Source organism: Ralstonia sp. RL (assembly GCF_001683835.1).
Taxonomy (GTDB): domain Bacteria; phylum Pseudomonadota; class Gammaproteobacteria; order Burkholderiales; family Burkholderiaceae; genus Ralstonia; species Ralstonia mannitolilytica.
The window spans coordinates 33,815-55,111 of the sequence record NZ_LWRX01000056.1 but is presented as its reverse complement, the minus strand read 5'-3'; the positions used below and the strand labels follow the sequence as shown (position 1 = coordinate 55,111).

Genomic DNA, 21,297 nt, shown 5'->3' with positions numbered 1-21,297 from the left:
GGCTTCCTTGGCTGTCTTATCGGCGCTCCTGGCCGATTCTTGAGCGCCGCCGATGCAACGACCCGGTTCGCGGCCCATGGCGGGCGGCCCCACGGGCCGCACCGAAGGCGCGGCCAGCCTGAGAGCCGGCCGGCTACACCCGCGTCACGCGGCCATGGGCGGACAGCCGGGCCAGCACGTGCGGGCCGATCTGCGACAGCGGCAGCACCTCGTGCACGCCGCCGTGCGCCACGGCTTCCTTGGGCATGCCGTAGACCACGCACGAGGCCTCGTCCTGGGCCACGTTGTAGGCGCCGGCGTTGCGCATCTCCAGCATGCCTGCCGCGCCGTCCTTGCCCATGCCGGTGAGGATCACGCCCAGGGCATTGGCCCCTGCGTTGCGCGCGGCGGACCGGAACAGCACGTCCACCGCCGGCCGGTGGCGGTTCACGGGCGGGCCCTGGTCCAACTCGGTGACGTAGTTGGCGCCGCTGCGGCCGAGCGACAGGTGCATGTCGCCTGGGGCGATGTAGGCGTGGCCGGGCAGCACGCGCTCGCCGTGCACGGCCTCCTTCACGCGGATGCGGCACAGGCCGTCCAGCCGCTTGGCGAACGAGGTGGTGAAGCCGGCCGGCATGTGCTGCACGATCAGGATGCCGGGGCAGTCGGGCGGCATTTCCAGCAGGAAATCCTTAATCGCCTCGGTGCCGCCGGTGGAGGCACCCACGATGATGAGCTTCTCCGTCGACGAGAAATGGGTACGCGCCGGGGCCGGGGTGGCTGGGGCGTGCTCGGCCCGCACGTGCGTGCCCTGCGGCGCAGCCGTTGCGGCAACGGGGGCGGCAGTGCGCGGACGCAGCCGTGCCCGGGCGGCCGCGCGGATCTTGTCGGCGATCTGGTCGGCGTATTCGTTCATGCCGTCGCGCATGCCGAGCTTGGGCTTGGCGACAAAATCCACCGCGCCGAGCTCCAGCGCACGCAGCGTGGCTTCAGAGCCGCGCTCCGTGAGCGACGAGATCATCACCACCGGCGTCGGGCGCAGGCGCATGAGCTTTTCCAGGAAGTCGAGCCCGTCCATCTTGGGCATTTCGACGTCCAGCGTGAGCACGTCCGGGTTGGTCTGCTTGATGAGGTCGCGCGCGATGATGGGGTCTGGCGCCACGCCCACCACTTCCATGTCGGGCTGCGCGTTGATGATCTCCTTCAGGATGCTGCGGATCAGTGCCGAATCGTCGATACACAGCACCTGAATCTTGCGTTTGTCGTTCATATGGAGAGCAAGGATCAGGAATGATGGGGATACGGGAACGGGATTACGTAAACAGTTGCAGGCGCGAAGGCGGCTTGGCCGCGATGGATTTCGACAGCTTGCTGGCGTACTGCGCTTCGCCATCGAGCTCGGCCGCGGAACTTTGCGAGCGCAGCTTGCGCACCATGATCTGTCCGGTGGACGGCACGAAGTAGACCTTGCGCGGATACACGTCAAAGAGATCCTTGGCCGCCACGGGCAAGCCTTCGTTGCGCAGGAACTCGAGGACGAACTTGCCGTTGCGCTCGCCCACGTCGAGCGTGCTCATGCCGGCCAGAACGGCCGCGCCGCCAAACACCTTGATCTCCAGGTGTTCGCGCCGGGCGCCGGCCTTGTAGAGCTGGTTGAGCAGGACTTCCATGGCGTGCGTGCCGTAGCGCATCGATGGTGACAGGATCGACTCGGCCTCGTTGCGCGAGGGCAGCATGAAATGGTTCATGCCCCCGATGCCGAGGATCTTGTCGCGCACGCAGGCCGTCACGCAGGAGCCGAGCACGGTCACCAGCATCAGGTCTTCCGTGGTGACGTAGTACTCGCCGGGCAGCACCTTCATCGCGCGGCGGCTGAAGGTGGTGTCGTAATACGCGTGCGTGCTGGCGGCCGACTGCGCGAGCGTGGCCATCGCGCCCGCCGTCATGCCGCTGTCGCTGCGCACGGTGTCAGCCGGGGCACGCGGGGTGGCCTTTTTGCCGAATTCGATCATCGCGCGCCCGCCATCTTCGCGCGCACGTCGGGCGCGATCTCATAGACCGTCTTGCCGCGCAGCGACCACGCCTTGCTGATCTGCAGAAAGCTCTCCGAATGGCCCGCAAAGAGCAGGCCGTCGGGCTTCATGACGTCGATGAAGTGCTCCAGGATCTTGGCCTGCGTGGGCTTATCGAAATAGATCATCACGTTGCGGCAGAAGATCACGTCGAACTTCTGCGTGAGCGGCCAGTCGCGGTCGAGCAGGTTGATCTGACGGAAGTCGATCATGGCCTGCAGCTCGGGCCGCACGCGCGCATAGCCTTCGTGCTTGCCGGTGCCGCGCAGGAAGTACTTCTTCAGCCGCTCGGCGGACAGCGCCGCGACGCGCTCCATCGGGTAGATGCCGGCACGCGCGCGGGCCAGCGCGTTCGTGTCCACGTCGGAGGCGATCACGCTCACCTGCCCCGGATGCATCGAGCCGAAGGTCTCGGCCAGGGTGATGGCGATCGAGTACGGCTCTTCCCCGGTGGACGAGGCCGAGCACCACACCGTGAACGGCGTGCGCTTGGCCTTGGCGTGCTCGGCCAGGATCGGGAAGTGGTGCTGCTCGCGGAAGAACGCGGTCAGGTTGGTGGTGAGCGCGTTGGTGAAGGCCTCCCACTCGTCGGGCAGGTGGCCGTTCTCCAGGGCGTCGAGATAATCGCGGAACGAGCCGAGGTTGACCACGCGCAGGCGGCGGGCCAGGCGGCTGTAGACCATCTCGCTCTTGCGGTCGGACAGCGAAATGCCCGCGCGCCGATAGATCAGGCCACGGATGCGGGCGAAATCCTCCGCCGTGAACGAAAACTCACGCGACGCGAGCGTCGGCGAAACCGGCGCCAAGGTGTGTGCCATAGCCATTGATAACTACCCCGTAATTGCGGGTCTGGCGCCCGCTATCCATGCTCGGCGGGCGTCACGACCGTGGCCGCCACGCCAGGTTTGCTGCTGCGGAGCCGGCGTCAGAACGTGCTCCAGTCATCATCATCGGCAGAACCGGCCGCCAGCTTGAGGGCGGGCCCTGCCGATGCGGCCGAAACCGCCGCCACTGCGACGGGATGGGCCGGCACATGTGCTTCGTTGGCCGCTTTTTCTGTGCGTGCGGTGGTCGCCACCGGCGCAGACGGTGCATTCTCCGGCGTCTGCGCGGGCGCGACCGGCGCTGCAGCAGCCTTGCGCGAGGCCTGAGCGCGCGCTACGGCCGGCACGACGTCGTGTCTGGGCGGGTGCGTCTGGCTGCGCGGGGCCGGGCTGGCCGGCGCACGAGCCGCTTCGGCAGCGGGTGCAGCCGCCTCGGCAGACGCATCGGTGCGGAACGCCGCCACGGCGTCGCGCAGCAGTTGCGCCTGCTCTTCCAGCGACAGGGCAGCGGCCGCGGCCTCTTCCACCAGCGCGGCGTTCTGCTGCGTGACCTCGTCCATCTGGTTCACGGCCTGGTTGACCTGCTCGATGCCGCTGCTCTGTTCGTCCGAGGCGGCCGAGATCTCGCCCATGATGTCGGTCACGCGCTTGACGGCAACGACCACCTCGTCGATCACGCTGCCCGCTTCGGCCACCAGCATGGAGCCGTTTTCGACACGGCCCACCGAATCGCTGATCAGTTCCTTGATCTCCTTGGCCGCCGTGGCCGAACGCTGCGCGAGGCTGCGCACCTCGCCGGCCACCACCGCAAAGCCGCGGCCTTGCTCGCCCGCACGCGCAGCTTCCACTGCCGCATTCAGCGCCAGGATGTTGGTCTGGAAGGCAATGCCTTCGATCACCCCGATGATGTCGGCGATCTTCTTGCTGCTTTCATTGATGCCCGCCATGGTCTCCACCACGCGGCCCACGACTTCGCCGCCCTTGACGGCGATATCCGACGCATTGCCCGCCAGCTGGCTCGCCTGCCGGGCGTTGTCGGCGTTCTGCTTCACGATGCTCGTGAGCTCTTCCATGCTCGATGCCGTTTCTTCCAGCGAGCTGGCCTGCTCTTCCGTACGCTGCGACAGATCGGCGTTGCCGGCGGCGATCTGTTGGGTGGCGCTGGCAATGGAATCGGCGGAGCGCTTGATGTTGCTGATGGTGCTGGTCAACTGCTGCTGCATCTGGGCCATGGCGAAGAGCATGCTGTCGCGGTCGCCCGGGCGGGTCTGCACATGCACGGCGAGGTCGCCGGCGGCGATGCGGCGCGCGATGTCGGCCGCGTATGACGGCTCGCCACCCAGCTGGCGCGACAGGCGGCGCGCAATCACGAGCCCCAGCACGATGCCCAGCAGCGCACCGGCACACGCCAGGACGACCATCACGAGCCGCGAGCGCTGGGCATCGTCCCGCGCCTTGACGGTGGACGCCGCAGACACCTCCTCCACGCGCTTGACCATCTTGTCGAGCGTCTTCTCGAACGCAGCGGTGTCGTCGAGCAGGCCGACGTTCTCGGCCGTGACGCGGCTGTCGAACTGCGTCGGGTCCAGGCCCTGCTTGTCCATCAGCGCAACGAAGTCGTTCATGCGCTTGCTCCACACGGGGTAGACGGCATCCACCTCGCGGATCATCTTCTTGCCCTCGTCAGAGGTGAACAGCGGACGCACGTTGTCCACGCCCTCCTTCAGGCGCTGCATGCTGTCGGCGATCTGGCCGCTGAGCGTCTTGCGCTCGCTGAGCGTGGTGGCGATCAGCAGTGCCGTCTGCGCACGGCTGGCATGGGCGAGGCTGTTGGCCGCACCGCCCATCTGCGTGATGGCGCGCATCTGCTTCTGGGCCAGCTCTTCGCTGGCTTTCGTCAACTGCGTGATCGTATAGATGCCCAACCCGCCAATGGCCGCACCCATTGCGGCCACGATCAGGAATCCGCCGGTGAGGACCGTGGACACCGGCAAGCGCTTGATCCAACCCATGTTTGTCTACCCCTCTCTTTCTGTATGCCCCTGTAACCGCTATCGGCCCCCAGGGGACGGCTCTTTAGAACCGCCTAGGGCGCATGCCCCTTCAGAGGGGGATCACCCCGTCTTTGCGACATGACCTGCCCAGGCAAAAAAAAACCTGCCCCGAGGGGCAGGCTGCACACCACAAACACGCACGAGAGAGCTTTCGCGAGCAGCGAAGATCTCGTGCATACATGGTTAAAAGGTTTCCCAGTCGCTGTCGTCGCCGCCTGCGGCGACCAGCTTCGGTGTTTGCAACTTGGGCGCTGGCGCGGCCGCCTTTGCCACAGGGGCGGCGGCTGCGCTGCGCGTGCCTTGTTGTACGGTTGCAGGCGCTGCCGCCACGGCCGCAGCGGTGGCTCGGGCCGGAGCCGCGGCAGTCGGCGTCGGGCGCGCCGCGCGAACACGGGCGGCCTTGGCCTGCGGTTCGGCCCTGGCCACCGCGGTTGCGGCAACGCGCGATTCGGGGTGGCCCGCAGATGGCGTTGCGGCCGGCGTACCCGCTTGCGTGCGGAAGGCCGCCACGGCCTGGCGCAGCCCATCGGCCTGCTCCTGCAGCGACATGGCGGCAGCAGCCGCCTGCTCGACCAGCGCGGCGTTCTGCTGCGTGACCTCGTCCATCTGGTTCACGGCCTGGTTGACCTGCTCGATGCCGCTGCTCTGTTCGTCCGAGGCGGCCGAGATCTCGCCCATGATGTCGGTCACGCGCTTGACGGCCACCACGACTTCTTCGATCACCTCGCCGGCCTCCGCCACCAGCGCCGAGCCGTTGCGCACGCGGCCCACCGAATCGCCAATCAGCGCCTTGATCTCCTTGGCCGCCGTGGCCGAACGCTGCGCGAGGCTGCGCACCTCGCCGGCCACCACCGCAAAGCCGCGGCCTTGCTCGCCCGCACGCGCAGCTTCCACTGCCGCATTCAGCGCCAGGATGTTGGTCTGGAAGGCAATGCCTTCGATCACCCCGATGATGTCGGCGATCTTCTTGCTGCTTTCATTGATGCCCGCCATGGTCTCCACCACGCGGCCCACGACTTCGCCGCCCTTGACGGCGATATCCGACGCATTGCCCGCCAGCTGGCTCGCCTGCCGGGCGTTGTCGGCGTTCTGCTTCACGATGCTCGTGAGCTCTTCCATGCTCGATGCGGTTTCCTCGAGCGCGGAAGCCTGCTGCTCGGTGCGCTGCGACAGATCGGCGTTGCCGCTGGCGATCTGCTGCGTGGCGCTGGCGATCGAGTCGGAGCCCGCGCGCACCTGGCCCACCATCCTCTGCAGGCTTTCCTGCATGCGTTGCAGGGCCAGCAGCAAGCGGCCGGTTTCATCGGCGCGGTCCACATGGATCGTGTGGGTCAGGTCGCCCTGGGTAATGTGCTCGGCCTGCTCGATGGCCTGCATCAGCGGCACCGTGATGGACCGGCGCAGCGCCCATGTCATCAGCCCACCGGCCACGATGCCGCCCAGCAGCAGCGCCGAAGTCAGCGCGCTCAGGTTGTCGTGCTCACGCTGCGTGGCCTCGTAGCTCGCGCGGGCGACATCCACCTGCATGCGGTTGAGGGCGATCACCGTATCGCCCAGCGGGCGGTACAGCGCGGGCATGACGTCCATGACGGTCTTGCTGATGCGCGCCTCGTCATGCGCCTGCACCGCCTGCAGCAGAACCTCCACGCCATCGCGCAGGAAGGCGGCGCGCTGGCTTTCGGCCTGCTCGGCCAGCTTGCGCTCGTCGGCCGCGACCGGCAGCGCGCGATAGCGCTTCCAGGCGGCGTCCGACTTGTCGAGGAACATCCTCGCGCGCTCGATCGTCTTGTCGATCCCTGGCGCATTGGGCGCCATGGCGGCCCGGTCCAGCACGATGCGCAGGCTCAGCAGGTTGGCATCGGACTCCGCCAATGCGACGGCCCCCGCCAGTTGCACGGAGTACGTTTCCTGCACACGGGTATTGGCGTGCCGCATGCCAATGAGGCCCGTCACACCAACGATGACGGCGAGCACTCCCACACCCGCCATCATCAGCCCCAACCGGAGCCGGATGGTCATTCTGCTGAACATGCTTTCCTCCCCTTGAGGCGCTGCACCTGTTGTGGCGGTGTCTTGTCGCCTGCCGGGCCTCCCCGGCCCGGACCGATCGGCCGCGGGCACGCAACGCGCCCCGGCCGGATTCATGTTGCCGATCAGGCCGCTTCGGCCTCGTCGCACAGTGCCATGTCGGCCGACATGAGCAGTCGCTCGATGTCCACCAGGATCAGCATGCGTTCATCGATCGAGCCCAGGCCGCGGATGTACTCCGTGTCCAGCGCCCCCGAAAACTCCGGCGCCGGCTTGATCTGCTGACTTTGCAGCGTCAGCACGTCGGACACGCCATCCACCACGATGCCGACCACGCGGTCCTTCAGGTTCAGGATGATGACGACGGTGTACTGGTTGTACTCCACGCGCTCGAGCTGGAACTTGATGCGCAGGTCCACGATCGGGACGATGATGCCGCGCAGGTTGATCACGCCCTTGATGAAGTCCGGTGCGTTGGCAATGCGCGTGACAGTCTCGTAGCCGCGGATTTCCTGCACCTTCAGGATGTCGATGCCGTATTCCTCGCGGCCCAGCGTGAAGGCCAGGTACTCTTCCCCGCCGGTGTCTTCTCCGATCGCGTGTTCCTTGACTTCCATTGCGGCTCCCCTTGGCCCGTCGGGCCACTAGATTGAATTCGATGTGGGTGGCTGATGCATGCAGCCTGGCGTGGACGCTTATGCCGCGGCCATGGCCTCGGTCGAGAAACGCCCGCCCTGTGCTTCGCCCATCTCCTGCTTTTCGGCAGTAACGGCACGCATGGCGTTTTCTGAATGTCCGGCGCGGGTCTCGCGCATCAGCGCCGACACGTCGACGATCAACGCCACGCTGCCGTCGCCCAGGATCGTCGCGCCAGAGATGCCCGGTACCTTGCGGTAGTTGGTCTCCAGGTTCTTGACCACCACCTGCTGCTGGCCGACCAGCTCGTCGATCTGCAGGGCGATCTTCTTGCCCTCCGAATCGAGGATCACGACGATGCCTTCCGACGGATCGGGAATCGACGGCGTGATGCGGAAGCGCTCGTACAGCGGCACCAGCGTCAGGTATTCGTTGCGCACCTTCAGCAGCCGCCCGCCGCCTGGCACAGCCTTGATGTCTTCGGGGCGCGGCTGCAGCGATTCGGCCACGCACGACAGCGGGAGGATGAACACCTCGTCGCCGGTCTTGACCGACATGCCGTCCAGGATCGCCAGCGTGAGCGGCAGCACGATGCGGATCGTCGTGCCCTTGCCCTTCTGCGACTGGATCTCGACATAGCCGCCCATCGACTGGATGTTCTGCTTCACCACGTCCATGCCCACACCGCGGCCGGACACGTCCGTCACCTGATCGGCGGTGGAGAAGCCCGGCGCGAAGATGAGCTGGTTGATCTCGTCGTCGGTCATGTTGTCCGACACGGGCAGGCCCCGCTCGCGCGCCTTCTTGAGGATCTTGTCGCGGTTCAGGCCCTGGCCGTCGTCGCTCACCTCGATGACGATGTTGCCGCCCTGGTGCGCCGCGGACAGCAGCAGCTGGCCGGTCGCATCCTTGCCAGCCGCGACGCGGGCTTCCGGCGATTCGATGCCGTGGTCCAGGCTGTTGCGCACCAGGTGCGTAAGCGGATCGATGATGCGTTCGATCAGGCCCTTGTCCAGTTCGGTCGACTTGCCGAACGTCGACAGCTCGACCTGCTTGCCGAGCTTGTGCGCCAGGTCGCGCACCAGGCGCGGGAAGCGGTTGAACACGTAGTCCATCGGCATCATGCGGATGGACATGGCGGCTTCCTGCAGGTCGCGTGCGTTGCGTGTGAGCTGCGACAGGCCGGCAAACAGGCGCTCGTTCAACACCGGGTCGAACGACGACGCAGTCTGCGCGAGCATGGCTTGCGTAATCACGAGCTCGCCAACCAGGTTGATGAGCTGGTCAACCTTCTCCACCCCCACGCGGATCGACGTTTCCGCCGCCACGGCCGGCTTTTCGGCTGCGACGGGGCGCGTCGGCACCGGTGCGGCAGCAGCCGGCGCGGGCACCGCCTCGTTGGCGGCCGGCGCATGCACGGCGGTCTGGGCTGCGGCCGGCGTCGGCGCGGCAACGGCGGCTTCGGCCACCGGTGCAACGGCAGCCGGCGCGGCGTCACCAGCGTGCGGCGTGATGACGATCTGATCGGCGTCGATGATGAAGCAGCTCACCGCGATGATGTCGTCGGGCGTGCACGTGCTCTGCAGCACGATGTCGCTGTTGCGGCCGCTGCGCACGTGGCGCAGCACGGTGCCCAGGTGCTTGAGTTCGGTGACGATGAGCTCGCAGTCTTCATTCGAGACGTCGATGAGCTTGATGTCCAGCCCGCCGTCGATGGCGCCCACGGGCGCAGCCACCGGTGCCTCGGCCGCCACCGGCCCGGGTTCGGGGGCCGCCACCGGGGCCGGCGCGGCGGCCACAGGAGCGGGCGCAGCCGGCGCGGCGGCGTCGTCGGCAGTCAGGCTGTTGAGCTTGGCCACCATGTATTCGAGCGTGGCCGTATCGATGGGGTGCTCTTGCCGGTAGGCATCAAGTTGGCTTTTCAACACGTCTTTCGTTTCCAGGAAGGCATCGACCATGTTCTCGCGCAGTTGCAGGGTGCCGGTGCGTGCGCGGTCCAGAATTGACTCCAGCACATGCGTGAGTTCGGTCATGTGCGTGAAACCGAAGGTGGCCGCACCGCCCTTGATGGAATGCGCGCAGCGGAAGATGGCGTTCAGATCATCAGAAGAAGGATTCGCGAGATCGAGATCGAGCAGTAGCCGCTCCATGTCGACGAGCAGCTCTTCCGCTTCTTCGAAGAAGGCGCCGAAAAACTGGCTGAGATCGAGGTTCATGTTGGTCGTCTCGGTCGATTAATGGGCCGACGCAGACCGGTGGGTCTGCGCATGCCATTCGAACAGTTGCATGACAGAATCGGTGAGGCCCTCGGGGTCGAACGGCTTGGGCAGGAAGCCGGTCGCGCCGGCCGCCCGGGCCTGTTCGCGGATCGTGCCGTCGGCCTCTGTGGTGAGCATCAGGATGGGCGTGTCGGCGTAGGCCGGCAGCGCGCGCAGTGCACGGATGAGCGTCAGGCCGTCCATCGAGGGCATGACCTGGTCGGTGATCACGAGGTGATGCGCGCTGCCGGCGTGCTCGCGCACAACGTCGAGCGCCGCGCTGCCGTCGGCGGCCTCCGTCACGGCAAAGCCGCATTCGCGCAGGCACGCGGCAATCATGCGGCGGATCGACGTGGAGTCGTCCACCACCAGGATATGTTTCTCGCTCATTGCGTCTTTCTCCCCTCGGCGCTTGCTGGCTTGGCCGGCGACATCGCATCGGCCACACCCGTGGCGCGTGCGGCGGCGTCGGTCAGCGTGTCCTTGCCGTCGTTGCGAAGGTCGGCCACCGGCTCGACCCCACCCGAGCGCACGGCCTCGGCCGCACGGCTGTTCAACACGACGATGCTGATGCGGCGGTTGATCGGGTTGTAGATATTGGTCTTGTCCAGGGGCACCGATGCCTCCAGGCCCACCACGCGGCTGACCTTCTCGGGCTTCATGCCGCCCGCGATCAGTTCCCGGCGCGAAGCGTTGGCGCGGTCGGCAGAGAGCTCCCAGTTGCTGTAGCCGTGCTGCGTGGCGTATTGCGTGGCATCGGTGTGGCCCGACAGGCTGATCGGGTTGGGCACGTCGTTCAGCGCCGAGCCCAGCTCCCGCAGGATCGTGCGCATGTACGGCTGCACCTCGGCGCTGGCGTTGGCGAACATCGGCCGGTTCTGCTGGTCGACGATCTGGATGCGCAGCCCCTCGCTGGTCATGTCGATCAGCAGCTGGTGCTTGAACTGACTCATCACCGGGTTGGTCTCGACCATCTCGGCGATCTTCTGCTTGAGCTTGTTGAGCACCGCATCATCGGATTCGTCGCGGATGTTGCGCTGGCGCTGCACCGTGGGGCTGGGGCTCGGGTTGGGCTGCGGCATGTTCTGCTTGATGGCCGGACTGCCGTTCAGGATGCTGGACTGGTCGCCCGAACCGGCACCGCCGAACAGCGCCACCTTCAGCGGCGTGCGGAAGTACGTTTCCACCGAGGACAACTCGGCCTTGGTCACGGAGCTCAGCAGCCACATCAGGAGGAAGAACGCCATCATTGCGGTCACGAAATCGGCGTAGGCGATCTTCCACGCGCCACCGTGGTGCGCGTGTCCGCCTTTTTTGTTGCGCCGAATGACAATGAAGGTCGGCGTGCTGGACTTGCTCATGGTCCGTTCCCGTCGGTGTGTACTGCGTCGTTATCCGGCGCGGCTCATCGGCTGCGCTTCGTGGTCATGGGTTCCCGCTACGCCGTCTTGGCACCGCGCACGTGGTCTTCCAGCTCCGCAAACGAGGGGCGCTCGGTCGAGAACAGCACCTTGCGGCCGAATTCCACGGCGATCGCCGGGGCGTAGCCGTTCATGCTGGCAAGCAGCGTCACCTTGATGCACTGGAACAACTTGGTCGATTCTTCGGCGCGCTGCTCGAGCAGCGAACCGAGCGGCCCGATGAAGCCGTACGCCAGCAGGATCCCGAGGAACGTACCGACCAGCGCGGAGGCGATCAGCTTGCCGAGTTCCGCCGGCGGCAGGCCGACCGAACCCATGGTGTGCACCACACCCATCACGGCGGCCACGATGCCGAAGGCCGGCATGGCGTCGCCCACCTTGGTGATGATGCGGGCCGGTTGTTCGGCCTCGTGGTGGTGGGTGTCGATTTCCTGATCCATCAGTGCTTCGATCTGGAACGGATTCAGGTTGCCGCCCACCATCAGGCGCAGGTAATCGCAGATGAAATCGAGCGCGTGGTGATCGGCCTGGATGGCCGGGTAGTTCGCGAACAGCGCGCTTTCGTGCGGGGCTTCGATGTCGGCCTCAATGGACATCATCCCTTCGCGGCGGATCTTGGACAGCACCACGTACAGCAGCGCCATCACTTCCATATAGAGCGCCTTGGTGTATTTCGAGCCCTTGAACAGGCCCGGAAGGGCCTTGAGCGTGGCGCTGATGGCTTTCTTGTCGTTGCCGACGACGAACGCACCGCAGCCGGCGCCGAAAATGATCAGCAGCTCCGTCGGCTGGAACAGGGGGCCCAGATGGCCTCCGGCCAGCATGTAGCCGCCAAACACCGAGGCGAGAATCACGATGTAACCGATGGCGACTAGCACGGGGTGAACTCCTGAATGGGATCCTGCGATCAATACAAGGGGAATAACGGCATGGCACGGGTTAACTGAAGGCTCGCGCAGGCTTTTGCAGCCCCCGCAGGTCCGGAACACCGCGCCGCGCACCCCTTACCCACCATGAACGGCAGCAAAACGGGCGGCTTGAGCATCACCCTCCCAAAGGCGGCCGCGCACCCATGAGAAAAGGGGCGGAAATCGCTTTCCGCCCCCTCTTCTTCGGGTAACCGTGGCGCGCAGGCGGCACCGGGTGCGCCCAACGCGTTCGTCGGGCGCCGTCAACCGGTGGGGCCGTGCCGATACGGAAGGAGGCACATGCACGACGGGACGCACAAAAAAAAACCGGTCTGCAGTTGCCTGCGACCGGCGTACCCCCTTCCCCTTTTTTGACTGTCTGAGCCCCTGTGCTGCTCGTGCGCGGGTTGTGTTCGATATGTGGCGTACTGCGTGCCGGACTGGCCGGCGCTTCCCGTTTCCCGTCTTTCCCGTCCGGCGTTCCCGGCCGTCCGTGTTTCCGTCCCTACCGCGTCAGGCTTCGATCGTCTTCTCTGCGACCGCATCGGCCTGGCCAGCCACGCGCTTCTTCTTCCCGGCGCGCGACGGCGGCTGGCACACACCGCACACGAAATCGTGGTGCAGGTCGTCTGCGTGGGCCACGAAATGGCCGGTGCAGCGCTTGCACTTCACGGTGTGCAGCATCTTCCCCTCGAAGAACTTCAGCATCATCCACGCACGGGTGATCGACAGCACCTCTTCCTGCTCATGGACGTAGATGTGTTCCTGGTACAGCTTGTAGGCCGAGATCAGGCGGCGCACCCCGGTGCTGCGGCTGTTCTCGCCCAGAAAGCGATAGATGTTCAGGAAAATCGACGAATGGATGTTCGGCGACCACGTCAGGAACCAGTCCGCCGAGAACGGCAGCATGCCCTTGGGCGGCGATTCCCCCCGGATTTCCTTGTACAGCTTGACCAGGCGCTCACGGCTGAGCGTGGTCTCCTGTTCCAGCAGTTGCAGACGCGCACCGAGCGAAATCAATTCCGCTGCCAGGTGGATCTGCTCGACTTCATTCATGACGCTGGTGTGTCGCATGGCACTGCTCCCGCTACGCTTGCTACTCATCCAAAGTGCAATCCCTGAACCCGGCGGAAAACCCGCCGCAAACAGTTCAGTTGATCTGCTCAACCGCCTGACGCGCCAGCAGGATCGACATTTGCGATTGCTGCAGGCCCTTGTCACGGTGCGGCTGGGTCACCAGACCCAGGATGGCGTGATCGTCGAAGCGGAAGCGGCACAGCAGCACGTTGGTGCTGGCCAGCTTGACGATCTGCGCGGGCGACATCGTCAGCAGGATGTCAGCCAGTTCTTCGGAGATGCCGAGGCGAAAAAGCGCGGCATCGCGATCCTTGGCCAGCATCTGCTGGGCAAGCATCAGGTAGGTGAGATTCAGCTCGCTGATCTCGGAAACAATGTCTTGCGTATCCATGTTGTCCCGTCGTGTGCAGTAAAAGTACAGCGTGCATCCGACCCCGCACGGTGCTGTCCGGTAGCACAGACTTCGTCTGCACCTACCCTCGCCGGACATGCCCCGATCCCCACAGACCGGATGCTTCTGGCGGTCGGCGCCGTTGCCGGCACTTTCCGCCCCTTCTTACTCACGTCAATCAAGACATGGTGAAGTTGTTTTGTGTTGAACACATTGTGGGTTTCAGTTGAGGGTAAGTAAAGAAGGGTAGCCCCCTACATCAGGGGGGTAAGTTCTCCGACAAACTTGTAGGCCATTTTCCTACAAATGTGTTAACAAACATTGCACGAGAAGCGTTTGTGGGCCGACGGACCCGGGATAGACAATGTGCTAAAGCGGACGTTTGACACGTATTTACCCCAATCTTTGTCTCAAAAAAGCAATATTGTTGCGCTTGTGAACCCTCATTCGACAAAGAAGACGTGGCAGTTTTGCGACTGTGAGCATGGGATGCTCGGTTAACGGTTTGTAGGACACTTCTTACTGCTTCCTACAAGCCATGTAGGACAGTTCCGACCGGCAACAGGCAGCTTTGTAGGATCGCTCCTACAGTACGAACCCAGCTTTGTAGGACAGCTCCTACCCTTCTGTATTACCTATAGATACATGTCTCTCATATTGAGACAAAACCGGCCGGTGCACTTTGTCAGGTGCGGAATCGACGGTATGGCGGAAGGCGCTGCGTGATCTGCGCCGCGCACCCATGGGCCGGGCGTGCCCCCTCGGCGCGCGGAAGATGACCGTCAGGCGAGTTCGAGCCCGCGCCAGCTGGCCTGGAGGACGGTGCCGGTTGCCGACTCCGTGATGACGATGCCCTGACCATCGGGGGTCAGCGCGACGTTGGTGGTGGAGCGCCCGCGGCACGATGCGATGCGGGCCAGCGGCTCGCCGTGGGGCGACAGCGCGAACACCGCGCCCAGCGAGGCATGCGCGACGAGCAGGTTGCCGACCGGGTCCATCGCCATGCCGTCCGGGCCACTGGTGCCATGGAACTGCGCGAAGCGGCCGACCTTGCTGGTGCTGCCGTCGGCAAGCAGCGGCAGGCGCCAGACGGCGTTGTCGCGGGTCATGGCGACAAACAGGGCGGATTCGTCCGGTGTCAGTGCCAGGCCATTCGGGCTGGGCCCGTTCGAGAGCAGGCAGTCGAGGCGTCCATCGGCGCGCAGGCGGTACACGCGGCCGGTCGGGACGGGCCGGCGCAGGGCGGCCGGCATTTCGGCAAGGACGGTGGTCTCGACCGGGGGCCAGTTGCAATACGTCATGACGCAGTCGCCGCGTCGGTCTGCGGCAGATGCCGCGTGGACGCGCCGGTATAGCGGTAGGGCAACTGGCGCGGCATCGGGCCCTTGTTGCGCTCGTCGCGGCCCGACTGCTCCCACGCATGCGCCAGGATGCCCACCGCGCGCGACAGGCAGAACACCCCGCGCGCCAACGGTGCGGCAAACCCGAGCTCGGCATAGATGACGGCAGTCGCCCCATCGATGTTCATCGGGATCGGCCGGCCCTTGCGCGCAGCCAGCAGCGCCGCGATGGCCCGGCCGATGGCGGCATAACGACCGCCGACCACGTTGTCTTGCGCGGCCTCGTCCACCAGTGCGAGCAGACGCACCGCTCGCGGGTCCACCGGATGGAAGCGATGCCCGAAGCCCGGCAGGTACTTGCCGTGCGCGGCGATGAACGCATCGACGCCCGCCGCCGTGGCCGCCTCCAGCGAGGCGCCGTCGAACATGCGCGCCTCGATATCGTGGAACAGCTCGACCGCCTGCTGCCCCGCTCCGCCGTGCACGTCGTCCAGCGCGTTCAACGCAGACGCCATCGCGCCGTTGAGCGGCAGGCCGCAGCTTGTCGCCATCTTCGCGATCGCAATGGATGGCGCATGCGGGCCGTGATCGACCGACGCCACCAGCGCCGCTTCCAGCAAGGCCGCCTGCCCCTTGGCCGGCAGCTCGCCGCGCAGCATCAGCCAGATCATTTCGGCAAAGCCGATCTGGCCGATCAGCTCCTGGATCGGGTAGCCGCGTACGTGGATGCGGCCGGGTTCGATGTCGATGATGTCGGTGCGCCAGTAATCGGCGGCGAGGCCGGCGGCGTCCTGTGTCGGTGCGGTCGTCATGATTAGATGGCGCCTTCGGCGCGCAAGGCTTCGATTTGGTCGTGGCGGTAACCGAGCCTGGCAAGCCAGTCGTCGGTATGGGCGGAGAGCGATGGCGCCGGTGTCTGCGGGCACGGATCTTCGCCCGAGAGGCGGAAGCCCGCGCGCGTCACGTGCTGCCCGGCCTCCGGGAACGAGGTGACGAAGCCGCGGCCCGTCACCTGTTCGTGCGCCAGCACGCCAGGCACGTCGAGCACCAGCCCGGCCGGCACGCCGGCTTCGATCAGCAGCGGCTCCCATTCGGCGGCCGGGCGCGCGGCCAATGCCGTTTCCAGCGCGTCGTTGAGTTGCTGGCGATGTTCCTTGCGTGCATGGCGCTCGGCAAAGCGCGGGTCGGTGGCCAGTTCCGGATGCCCCACCACGCGGCACAGCGCGGCAAACTGCTTGTCTTCGTTGGCGGCGATGTTGATCAGCCCATCGCCCGTGGTGAATGTGCCCGACGGCGCGGCGGTGAAATTCTGGTTGCCCATCGGCTGCGGCGTCACACCGGCGTTCAGGTAGTTGGAGACGACCCAGCCCATGGTGGCGAGCGTCGATTCCAGCATCGACACGTCCACCATGCAGCCCTGCCCCGTACGCTGCGCGCCGAGCAGGCATGCGGTGACGGCCAGCGCCGCCGTGATGCCGCCCACCGTGTCGCTGATCGGGTAACCGACGCGCAGCGGCGCCGATGCGTCGTCGCCGGTGACGCTCATCACGCCGGACATGCCCTGGATGATCTGGTCGTATGCGGGTCTGCCGCTGAGCGGGCCGTCCTTGCCGAAGCCCGAGATGGCGCAGTAGACGAGACGCGGGTTGACCTCGCGCAGCACGTCGTAGCCGAGTTCCAGGCGGTCCATCACGCCGGGGCGGTAGTTCTCGATCAGCGCGTCGGCCTGCGCCACCAGCTTGAGCAGGATCGCGCGCCCCTCGGGGTGCTTCAGGTTGACGGTGACGGACTGCTTGCCCGCATTGACGGCGACAAACGAGGCGCCCATCTTGCGGCGCGCCTGCTCAGGATCGGCGCCCAGACGGCGGGCGAGATCGCCATTGCCCGGCACCTCGATCTTGATGACTTCAGCGCCGAGCAAACCCAGCTGATAGCCGCAGAACGGCCCGGCCAGCACGTTCGACAAGTCGAGCACGCGCAAACCCGCGAGAGGCAAAGCCATGAAAACAACTCCTGCTACACAGTCGGCTCCGCCCCTCGCCCCGCTCAGGAGGTGGGGCGTCTTGGCGGAGCCTAGGTTTTAGAGATCAGTTGGGCAGCGAGACGCAGCGGCGCGGGGTCGCCACCCAGCGTGGACGTGATTTGCGCGGCGTGCTCCAGCACCGGCACGCGCCACGATTGCAGCAGCGCCCCGTCGATGCGCGACGCCGGACCGGCAAGGCACAGCGCACCCCGCAGCGCCTGCTGCACGCCAAACACCGGCACCGACAGGCCCACCGTTTCCCGATCGCGCTCGCCGATCGACACGTAGTAGTGATCGCGCCGGATCGCGTCGTACGTGGCGCCTTGCATGCCGGAGAACGCACACAGCACGCGCCCGCCGGAGCCGCGCTCCAGCGGCAGCACGTCACCCTCGCGCACGTGATCGCGGATGGCGTGGCTCGAATCGACGCGATGCAGGCAGACACGCACATCGCGCTCGCGGATGTAGAACGACACCGCCTCGCCGGTGGCCTCGGCCAGCGCGCGCATGTGCGGCAGCACCACGTCGCCCAGGCGCATGCTGCGCTGGTAGAGCGCGCCGAGCATCAACGGCGCGGCACCGATCTGGTACCGGCCGTCTTCCAGGCGAAACAGCATGCGGTGCTGGATGAGCGAGCCGGCAAGCCGCAGGATCGTGCTCTTGTACAGCCCGGTGCGCGCGGCCAGCTCGGCCAGCGTCAGCGCGTAATCGCCGGGGCGGAACGCAAACAGGATCGAGAACGCGCGGTCCAGCGCAGCCACCCCCGACTGCCCCGGCGTGGCGGCATCGCCCTCGTTGGCGGCGGGCGTGATCTCGTTCTGGGTGGTTTGGCGCTCTGCGGTCATGGCGGGTTGGGCGAGACGGTTCACTTGACCGTCTTCAGGGCTTGGTCGACGAAGCGGTTAGTGTACGTTTTCGCCAGGTCGATCCTGGCGTTGCGGATCTTTTCGTCGTAGCTGGAAAGCACCGTCAGCGCCACCTTGGCATCGGCATCGGTCATCAGGCCGTCCTTGGAGAAGATCGGCTTGGAGTGGCGCAGCGCATCGACAAACACGTCGCGCCCGCCCACCTGCTGCTCCTTGGGCATCTTGTCGGCGATGGCCTCGGGCGTGCTGGCGTCGATCCATTTGAGCGTGCGGATGAAGGCGTTCACCAGACGCTGCACGGTCTCCGGATTCTTCGTCATGAAGTCGCGCGTCACGTACAGCGTGGCGGTCGGGTAGCGGCCGCCGAACACGGCGTTGGAGCCGGCATCGGTGCGCGTATCGACGAGGAACTTGGCGGCGCGGCGCTTCTCCAGCAGGCTCGCCACGGGGTCGAAGTTGACGAGCGCGTCGATCTCCTTGCGATCCAGCGCCACCATGCCCGGCGCGCCGGAACCCACGGCGATGTACGACACGTCGTTCACCTGCAGCCCGCTCTTGATGGCGTAATAGCGGGCAAACAGATCGGTGGACGAGCCCGGTGCGGTGATGCCGATCTTCTTGCCCTTCAGATCCTTGCCGCTCTTGATATCCAGGTCGGGCCGCACGGCCAGCACGATGCCGGGCGTAACGTTGAGCAGCGCGACCGACACAATGTCCTTGCCCTGCGCCTGAATGTGGATGGTGTGGTCATAGAAGCCCACCACCGCATCGGTCGATCCGGCAATCAGCGCCTGCAGTGCCTTGCTGCCGCCGGCCTGGAAGTTCTCCACCTTCACGTTGAGCCCTTCCTTCTGGAAGTTGCCCAGCGACTGCGTAAGCGGCACCGGCATGTAGTTCAGGATCATCGAGCCGACTGACAGGCTCACGTCCTTCTTCTCCGGCTCGGCGGCGTTGGCTGCCGTGCAGACGGCCGCACACAACAGGGCCGAAATCCATCGCTTCATGGTTGTCTCCCTCATTGTGCTTGGGGCTCAGGCGCCCGTTTCGGGGTCGACCTTCGGGCGCCACACCAGCAACTTGCCTTCGAGCGCATCGACGCTGCGGTCCAGCGCAATCACGAAGGCCGACAGCACGACGATTCCCGAGAACACGCCGGTGGCATCGAACACGCCTTCGGCCTGCGCAATCAGGTGGCCCAGGCCAGCGGACGAGCCGAGGTACTCCGCCACGATCGCGCCCATCACGGCCATGCCGACGGAAGCGCGCAGGCTCGAGAGAATCCAGCTGGTGGCCGACGGCACATAGACGTGGCGCAGCAGGCTGATGCGGCTGGCCTTGAGCAGCCGCGCGTTGGCCAGCATGACGGGGTTCACCTCGCGCACGCCCTGGTACGTATTGAAGAACGTGATGAACAGCACCATCGTCGCGCCCAGCGCCACCTTGGAGGTCAGCCCCAGCCCGAACCACATCACGAAGATGGGCGCGAGCAGGATGCGCGGGATCGCATTGAAGACCTTGATGAACGGGTCCAGCACCTCGGCCGCGAGCTTGGACAAGCCGAGCCACAGCCCCAGGCTGATACCGAGCAGCGTGCCGATGCCGAACGAGAGAATCGTCTCGGCCAGGGTGATGGCCAGATGCGTGTAGATGTCGCCGGCGGTGAACCACTCCCAGATGCGCGCGACGATCGACGACGGCATCGAGAAATAGAACGGATCGACCACGCCCGCGCGGCCGAGGCCCTCCCACGAGCCGAACATCAACACCACCACGGCCAGCTGGAACAGGCGGATCTTGGTCCTGTGCGCGAGACCGGCGCGCTGCGTGCCCACGGTAGGCATCGTGTTAGTGCTGGACGGCATGGCTCTTCTCCACTTCGGTGCCGAGGATCGACCAGATCTCGCGATACAGGCGGATGAACGCGTCGGACATGTTGATTTCAGACACGTTGCGCGGACGCGGCAGCGTGATTTCGACATCGCCAACCGGCCGGCTGGCGGGCCCGGCGGACATGACGACCACGCGGTCGGCCAGGGCAATGGCCTCCTCCAGGTCGTGCGTGATGAACAGCAGCGATTTGCGGTCTTCCTGCCAGAGGCGCAGCAGCTCGCTCTGCATGAGGTGGCGCGTGTGCACATCGAGCGCCGAGAACGGCTCGTCCATCAGCACGATCTTGGGCGAGAGAATCAGCGTCTGCGCCATGCTGATGCGCTTCTTCTGCCCGCCCGAGAGCTGATGCGGATAGCGCGCCTCGAAGCCGGCCAGGCCGACCTTCTTCATCCACGGACGGGCGCGCTCGCGGGCCTCGTCCACCGGCATGCCCTGGAACACCAGGCCGAGCGCGACGTTGTCGAGCGCCGTCTTCCAGGGCAGCAGCGAGTCCTGCTGCATCATGAACCCAGCGCTGCCGTTCAGGCCTGTCAGCGGCTCGCCAAACACGTTCACCGTGCCGCCGGCCGGCTTGAGCAGCCCCGTCACGGCGTTGAGCAACGTGCTCTTGCCGCACCCGGTGGGCCCCACCACCGCCACGAATTCCCCCTCGCCGATCGACAGGTCTACGCCCTGCACCGCCGTAAAACTGCCAAACCGCACTGACACCTGATTGAGCTGCACCGCCGGCAAACCGGGAGGCAGCCGGCCATTCGCGGCCGGATGGGAAGAAAGCATGGGCGTCTCCTTGAATGCGTTGCCTCTTTGTCGTTCTGTTATACAGAATCTTGTTCTATTTTACGCAGCATCTTGAGCCGGGATAACAGACGTAAACCCGTAGAAGCCGGGGCAGCATGGCGAACGTCGCCAAGTATCCAACGAGTCTTCTCGCTTTTTGTTTCTTTAGTCGGAATTTAATTCTATCTGCCAGAACGCAGCAGCAGCAAAGAAAGTCGCCGCGACCGCTAAAGTTTTCGCTCGGCCATCCGATCAAGGGCGTACTGATCAGCGAGATGGCAATGCAACTCACTTCCTCGTCCGTTTCTGGCACTGTGGCCACCGGCGCTTCGGGCGGCGGGAGCGGCTCGGCCAATGAAATCGAACGGCTGCAACGGCAGCTCAAGAACCTGCAGAAGTCGATGGCAGACCTGGCCGGGCAGGGATTGCCGGCCGAGCAGAAGAAGCAGCAGATGCAGATGCTGAGCCAGCAGATTCAGATCGTGCAGGCGCAGATCGCCCGCCTTCAGGCCCAGAAAGGGCTGGAGCAGGCCGAGACGCGGTTGGAAACGCGCAAGTCCGCGGACACCGGCAGTGCCGAGGTGGCCACCAAGGCGCGCACGACAGACAAGGTCACCGGCACATCGAGCGTGACCGACGCCCGCTTGCAGGCCCGCCGCGTGGAACAGGCCCAGCCCGCGCATCCGGCCAGCGCCGAAGCGCTCACCCCGGCCGAGCCGCCGCTGGTTTCCCTGCGCGCCTGACGCTGGAACG

At 65.7% G+C, this 21,297-nt stretch carries 20 protein-coding genes; 1 reads left to right on the top strand and 19 read right to left on the bottom strand.

Annotated features, from left to right (window positions below; translation table 11 throughout):
* Positions 1–133: 133 nt before the first annotated feature.
* From A6M56_RS05505 to A6M56_RS05415, 19 genes are all read right to left on the bottom strand, one after another.
* Positions 134–1,249: a protein-glutamate methylesterase/protein-glutamine glutaminase gene (locus tag A6M56_RS05505; protein ID WP_045219667.1), complete on the bottom strand. Its 1,116-nt coding sequence runs from the start codon at positions 1,247–1,249 to the stop codon at positions 134–136.
* A 43-nt stretch (positions 1,250–1,292) separates the two neighbouring features.
* Positions 1,293–1,910, bottom strand: coding sequence for a chemoreceptor glutamine deamidase CheD (gene cheD, locus A6M56_RS05500; RefSeq protein WP_045220432.1), 618 nt, complete (start codon positions 1,908–1,910; stop codon positions 1,293–1,295).
* Between the two features lie 77 nt (positions 1,911–1,987).
* Positions 1,988–2,869, bottom strand: a complete 882-nt coding sequence (locus tag A6M56_RS05495; RefSeq protein WP_102079047.1) for a CheR family methyltransferase — start codon at positions 2,867–2,869, stop codon at positions 1,988–1,990.
* 107 nt (positions 2,870–2,976) lie between these two features.
* Positions 2,977–4,887, bottom strand: a complete 1,911-nt coding sequence (locus A6M56_RS05490; protein ID WP_286757873.1) for a methyl-accepting chemotaxis protein — start codon at positions 4,885–4,887, stop codon at positions 2,977–2,979.
* A 225-nt stretch (positions 4,888–5,112) separates the two neighbouring features.
* A complete protein-coding gene (locus A6M56_RS05485) occupies positions 5,113–6,960 on the bottom strand; it encodes a methyl-accepting chemotaxis protein (RefSeq protein ID WP_286757872.1) in 1,848 nt (615 codons plus the stop codon).
* 122 nt (positions 6,961–7,082) lie between these two features.
* Positions 7,083–7,574, bottom strand: a complete 492-nt coding sequence (locus A6M56_RS05480; protein ID WP_045219660.1) for a chemotaxis protein CheW — start codon at positions 7,572–7,574, stop codon at positions 7,083–7,085.
* A 78-nt stretch (positions 7,575–7,652) separates the two neighbouring features.
* Complete coding sequence (gene cheA / locus A6M56_RS05475) at positions 7,653–9,809, bottom strand: chemotaxis protein CheA (RefSeq protein WP_045219658.1); 2,157 nt, start codon at positions 9,807–9,809, stop codon at positions 7,653–7,655.
* Positions 9,810–9,827: 18 nt separating this feature from the next.
* Complete coding sequence (locus A6M56_RS05470; protein WP_045219656.1) at positions 9,828–10,241, bottom strand: response regulator; 414 nt, start codon at positions 10,239–10,241, stop codon at positions 9,828–9,830.
* Entirely contained in the window at positions 10,238–11,212 is a 975-nt protein-coding gene (gene motB / locus A6M56_RS05465) for a flagellar motor protein MotB (protein WP_045219654.1), read from the bottom strand. Before motB ends, A6M56_RS05470 begins: the two co-directional genes overlap by 4 nt.
* A gap of 77 nt (positions 11,213–11,289) precedes the next feature.
* Positions 11,290–12,150 carry a flagellar motor stator protein MotA gene (gene motA, locus A6M56_RS05460; RefSeq protein WP_045219652.1) on the bottom strand — a complete coding sequence of 287 codons (861 nt, stop codon included), beginning with the start codon at positions 12,148–12,150 and terminating at the stop codon, positions 11,290–11,292.
* A gap of 543 nt (positions 12,151–12,693) precedes the next feature.
* Complete coding sequence (gene flhC / locus A6M56_RS05455) at positions 12,694–13,254, bottom strand: flagellar transcriptional regulator FlhC (RefSeq protein ID WP_045219651.1); 561 nt, start codon at positions 13,252–13,254, stop codon at positions 12,694–12,696.
* A 76-nt stretch (positions 13,255–13,330) separates the two neighbouring features.
* Positions 13,331–13,648 (bottom strand): flagellar transcriptional regulator FlhD, encoded by a 318-nt coding sequence (flhD, locus tag A6M56_RS05450; protein WP_045219649.1) that lies wholly within the window; start codon positions 13,646–13,648, stop codon positions 13,331–13,333.
* A 782-nt stretch (positions 13,649–14,430) separates the two neighbouring features.
* The gene (locus tag A6M56_RS05445; RefSeq protein ID WP_257983910.1) at positions 14,431–14,949 is read right to left on the bottom strand and encodes an SMP-30/gluconolactonase/LRE family protein; all 519 of its coding nucleotides are present in this window, start codon (positions 14,947–14,949) and stop codon (positions 14,431–14,433) included.
* Complete coding sequence (locus A6M56_RS05440) at positions 14,946–15,800, bottom strand: citryl-CoA lyase (RefSeq protein WP_102079050.1); 855 nt, start codon at positions 15,798–15,800, stop codon at positions 14,946–14,948. The genes A6M56_RS05445 and A6M56_RS05440 overlap by 4 nt, the downstream gene beginning before the upstream one ends.
* Positions 15,801–15,802: 2 nt before the next feature.
* The gene (locus tag A6M56_RS05435) at positions 15,803–16,990 is read right to left on the bottom strand and encodes a CaiB/BaiF CoA transferase family protein (RefSeq protein WP_045219644.1); all 1,188 of its coding nucleotides are present in this window, start codon (positions 16,988–16,990) and stop codon (positions 15,803–15,805) included.
* A gap of 71 nt (positions 16,991–17,061) precedes the next feature.
* Complete coding sequence (locus A6M56_RS05430; protein WP_062738861.1) at positions 17,062–17,856, bottom strand: IclR family transcriptional regulator; 795 nt, start codon at positions 17,854–17,856, stop codon at positions 17,062–17,064.
* Positions 17,857–17,876: 20 nt separating this feature from the next.
* Entirely contained in the window at positions 17,877–18,881 is a 1,005-nt protein-coding gene (locus A6M56_RS05425; RefSeq protein WP_045219640.1) for an ABC transporter substrate-binding protein, read from the bottom strand.
* A 27-nt stretch (positions 18,882–18,908) separates the two neighbouring features.
* Entirely contained in the window at positions 18,909–19,739 is an 831-nt protein-coding gene (locus tag A6M56_RS05420) for an ABC transporter permease (RefSeq protein WP_102079051.1), read from the bottom strand.
* Positions 19,723–20,544, bottom strand: coding sequence for an ABC transporter ATP-binding protein (locus tag A6M56_RS05415; protein WP_045219636.1), 822 nt, complete (start codon positions 20,542–20,544; stop codon positions 19,723–19,725). Before A6M56_RS05415 ends, A6M56_RS05420 begins: the two co-directional genes overlap by 17 nt.
* 116 nt (positions 20,545–20,660) lie before the next feature.
* Here A6M56_RS05415 and A6M56_RS05410 point away from each other — a divergent pair, with 116 nt between their 5' ends.
* A complete protein-coding gene (locus A6M56_RS05410) occupies positions 20,661–21,287 on the top strand; it encodes a FlxA-like family protein (RefSeq protein WP_240480021.1) in 627 nt (208 codons plus the stop codon).
* Positions 21,288–21,297: the final 10 nt, after the last annotated feature.

Excerpts from the sequence above, each read along its gene's own strand:
- A6M56_RS05435 (WP_045219644.1), bottom strand. The coding sequence starts at position 16,990 with ATGGCTTTGCCTCTCGCGGGTTTGCGCGTGCTCGACTTGTCGAACGTG.
- A6M56_RS05495 (WP_102079047.1), bottom strand. The coding sequence starts at position 2,869 with ATGGCACACACCTTGGCGCCGGTTTCGCCGACGCTCGCGTCGCGTGAG.
- A6M56_RS05445 (WP_257983910.1), bottom strand. The coding sequence starts at position 14,949 with ATGACGTATTGCAACTGGCCCCCGGTCGAGACCACCGTCCTTGCCGAA.
- A6M56_RS05505 (WP_045219667.1), bottom strand. The coding sequence starts at position 1,249 with ATGAACGACAAACGCAAGATTCAGGTGCTGTGTATCGACGATTCGGCA.
- A6M56_RS05425 (WP_045219640.1), bottom strand. The coding sequence starts at position 18,881 with ATGAAGCGATGGATTTCGGCCCTGTTGTGTGCGGCCGTCTGCACGGCA.
- A6M56_RS05440 (WP_102079050.1), bottom strand. The coding sequence starts at position 15,800 with ATGACGACCGCACCGACACAGGACGCCGCCGGCCTCGCCGCCGATTAC.
- A6M56_RS05470 (WP_045219656.1), bottom strand. The coding sequence starts at position 10,241 with ATGAGCGAGAAACATATCCTGGTGGTGGACGACTCCACGTCGATCCGC.
- A6M56_RS05415 (WP_045219636.1), bottom strand. The coding sequence starts at position 20,544 with ATGCTTTCTTCCCATCCGGCCGCGAATGGCCGGCTGCCTCCCGGTTTG.
- A6M56_RS05420 (WP_102079051.1), bottom strand. The coding sequence starts at position 19,739 with ATGCCGTCCAGCACTAACACGATGCCTACCGTGGGCACGCAGCGCGCC.
- A6M56_RS05410 (WP_240480021.1), top strand. The coding sequence starts at position 20,661 with ATGGCGAACGTCGCCAAGTATCCAACGAGTCTTCTCGCTTTTTGTTTC.
- cheD (WP_045220432.1), bottom strand. The coding sequence starts at position 1,910 with ATGGCCACGCTCGCGCAGTCGGCCGCCAGCACGCACGCGTATTACGAC.
- A6M56_RS05430 (WP_062738861.1), bottom strand. The coding sequence starts at position 17,856 with ATGACCGCAGAGCGCCAAACCACCCAGAACGAGATCACGCCCGCCGCC.
- A6M56_RS05490 (WP_286757873.1), bottom strand. The coding sequence starts at position 4,887 with ATGGGTTGGATCAAGCGCTTGCCGGTGTCCACGGTCCTCACCGGCGGA.
- flhD (WP_045219649.1), bottom strand. The coding sequence starts at position 13,648 with ATGGATACGCAAGACATTGTTTCCGAGATCAGCGAGCTGAATCTCACC.
- A6M56_RS05480 (WP_045219660.1), bottom strand. The coding sequence starts at position 7,574 with ATGGAAGTCAAGGAACACGCGATCGGAGAAGACACCGGCGGGGAAGAG.
- cheA (WP_045219658.1), bottom strand. The coding sequence starts at position 9,809 with ATGAACCTCGATCTCAGCCAGTTTTTCGGCGCCTTCTTCGAAGAAGCG.
- flhC (WP_045219651.1), bottom strand. The coding sequence starts at position 13,254 with ATGCGACACACCAGCGTCATGAATGAAGTCGAGCAGATCCACCTGGCA.
- A6M56_RS05485 (WP_286757872.1), bottom strand. The coding sequence starts at position 6,960 with ATGTTCAGCAGAATGACCATCCGGCTCCGGTTGGGGCTGATGATGGCG.
- motB (WP_045219654.1), bottom strand. The coding sequence starts at position 11,212 with ATGAGCAAGTCCAGCACGCCGACCTTCATTGTCATTCGGCGCAACAAA.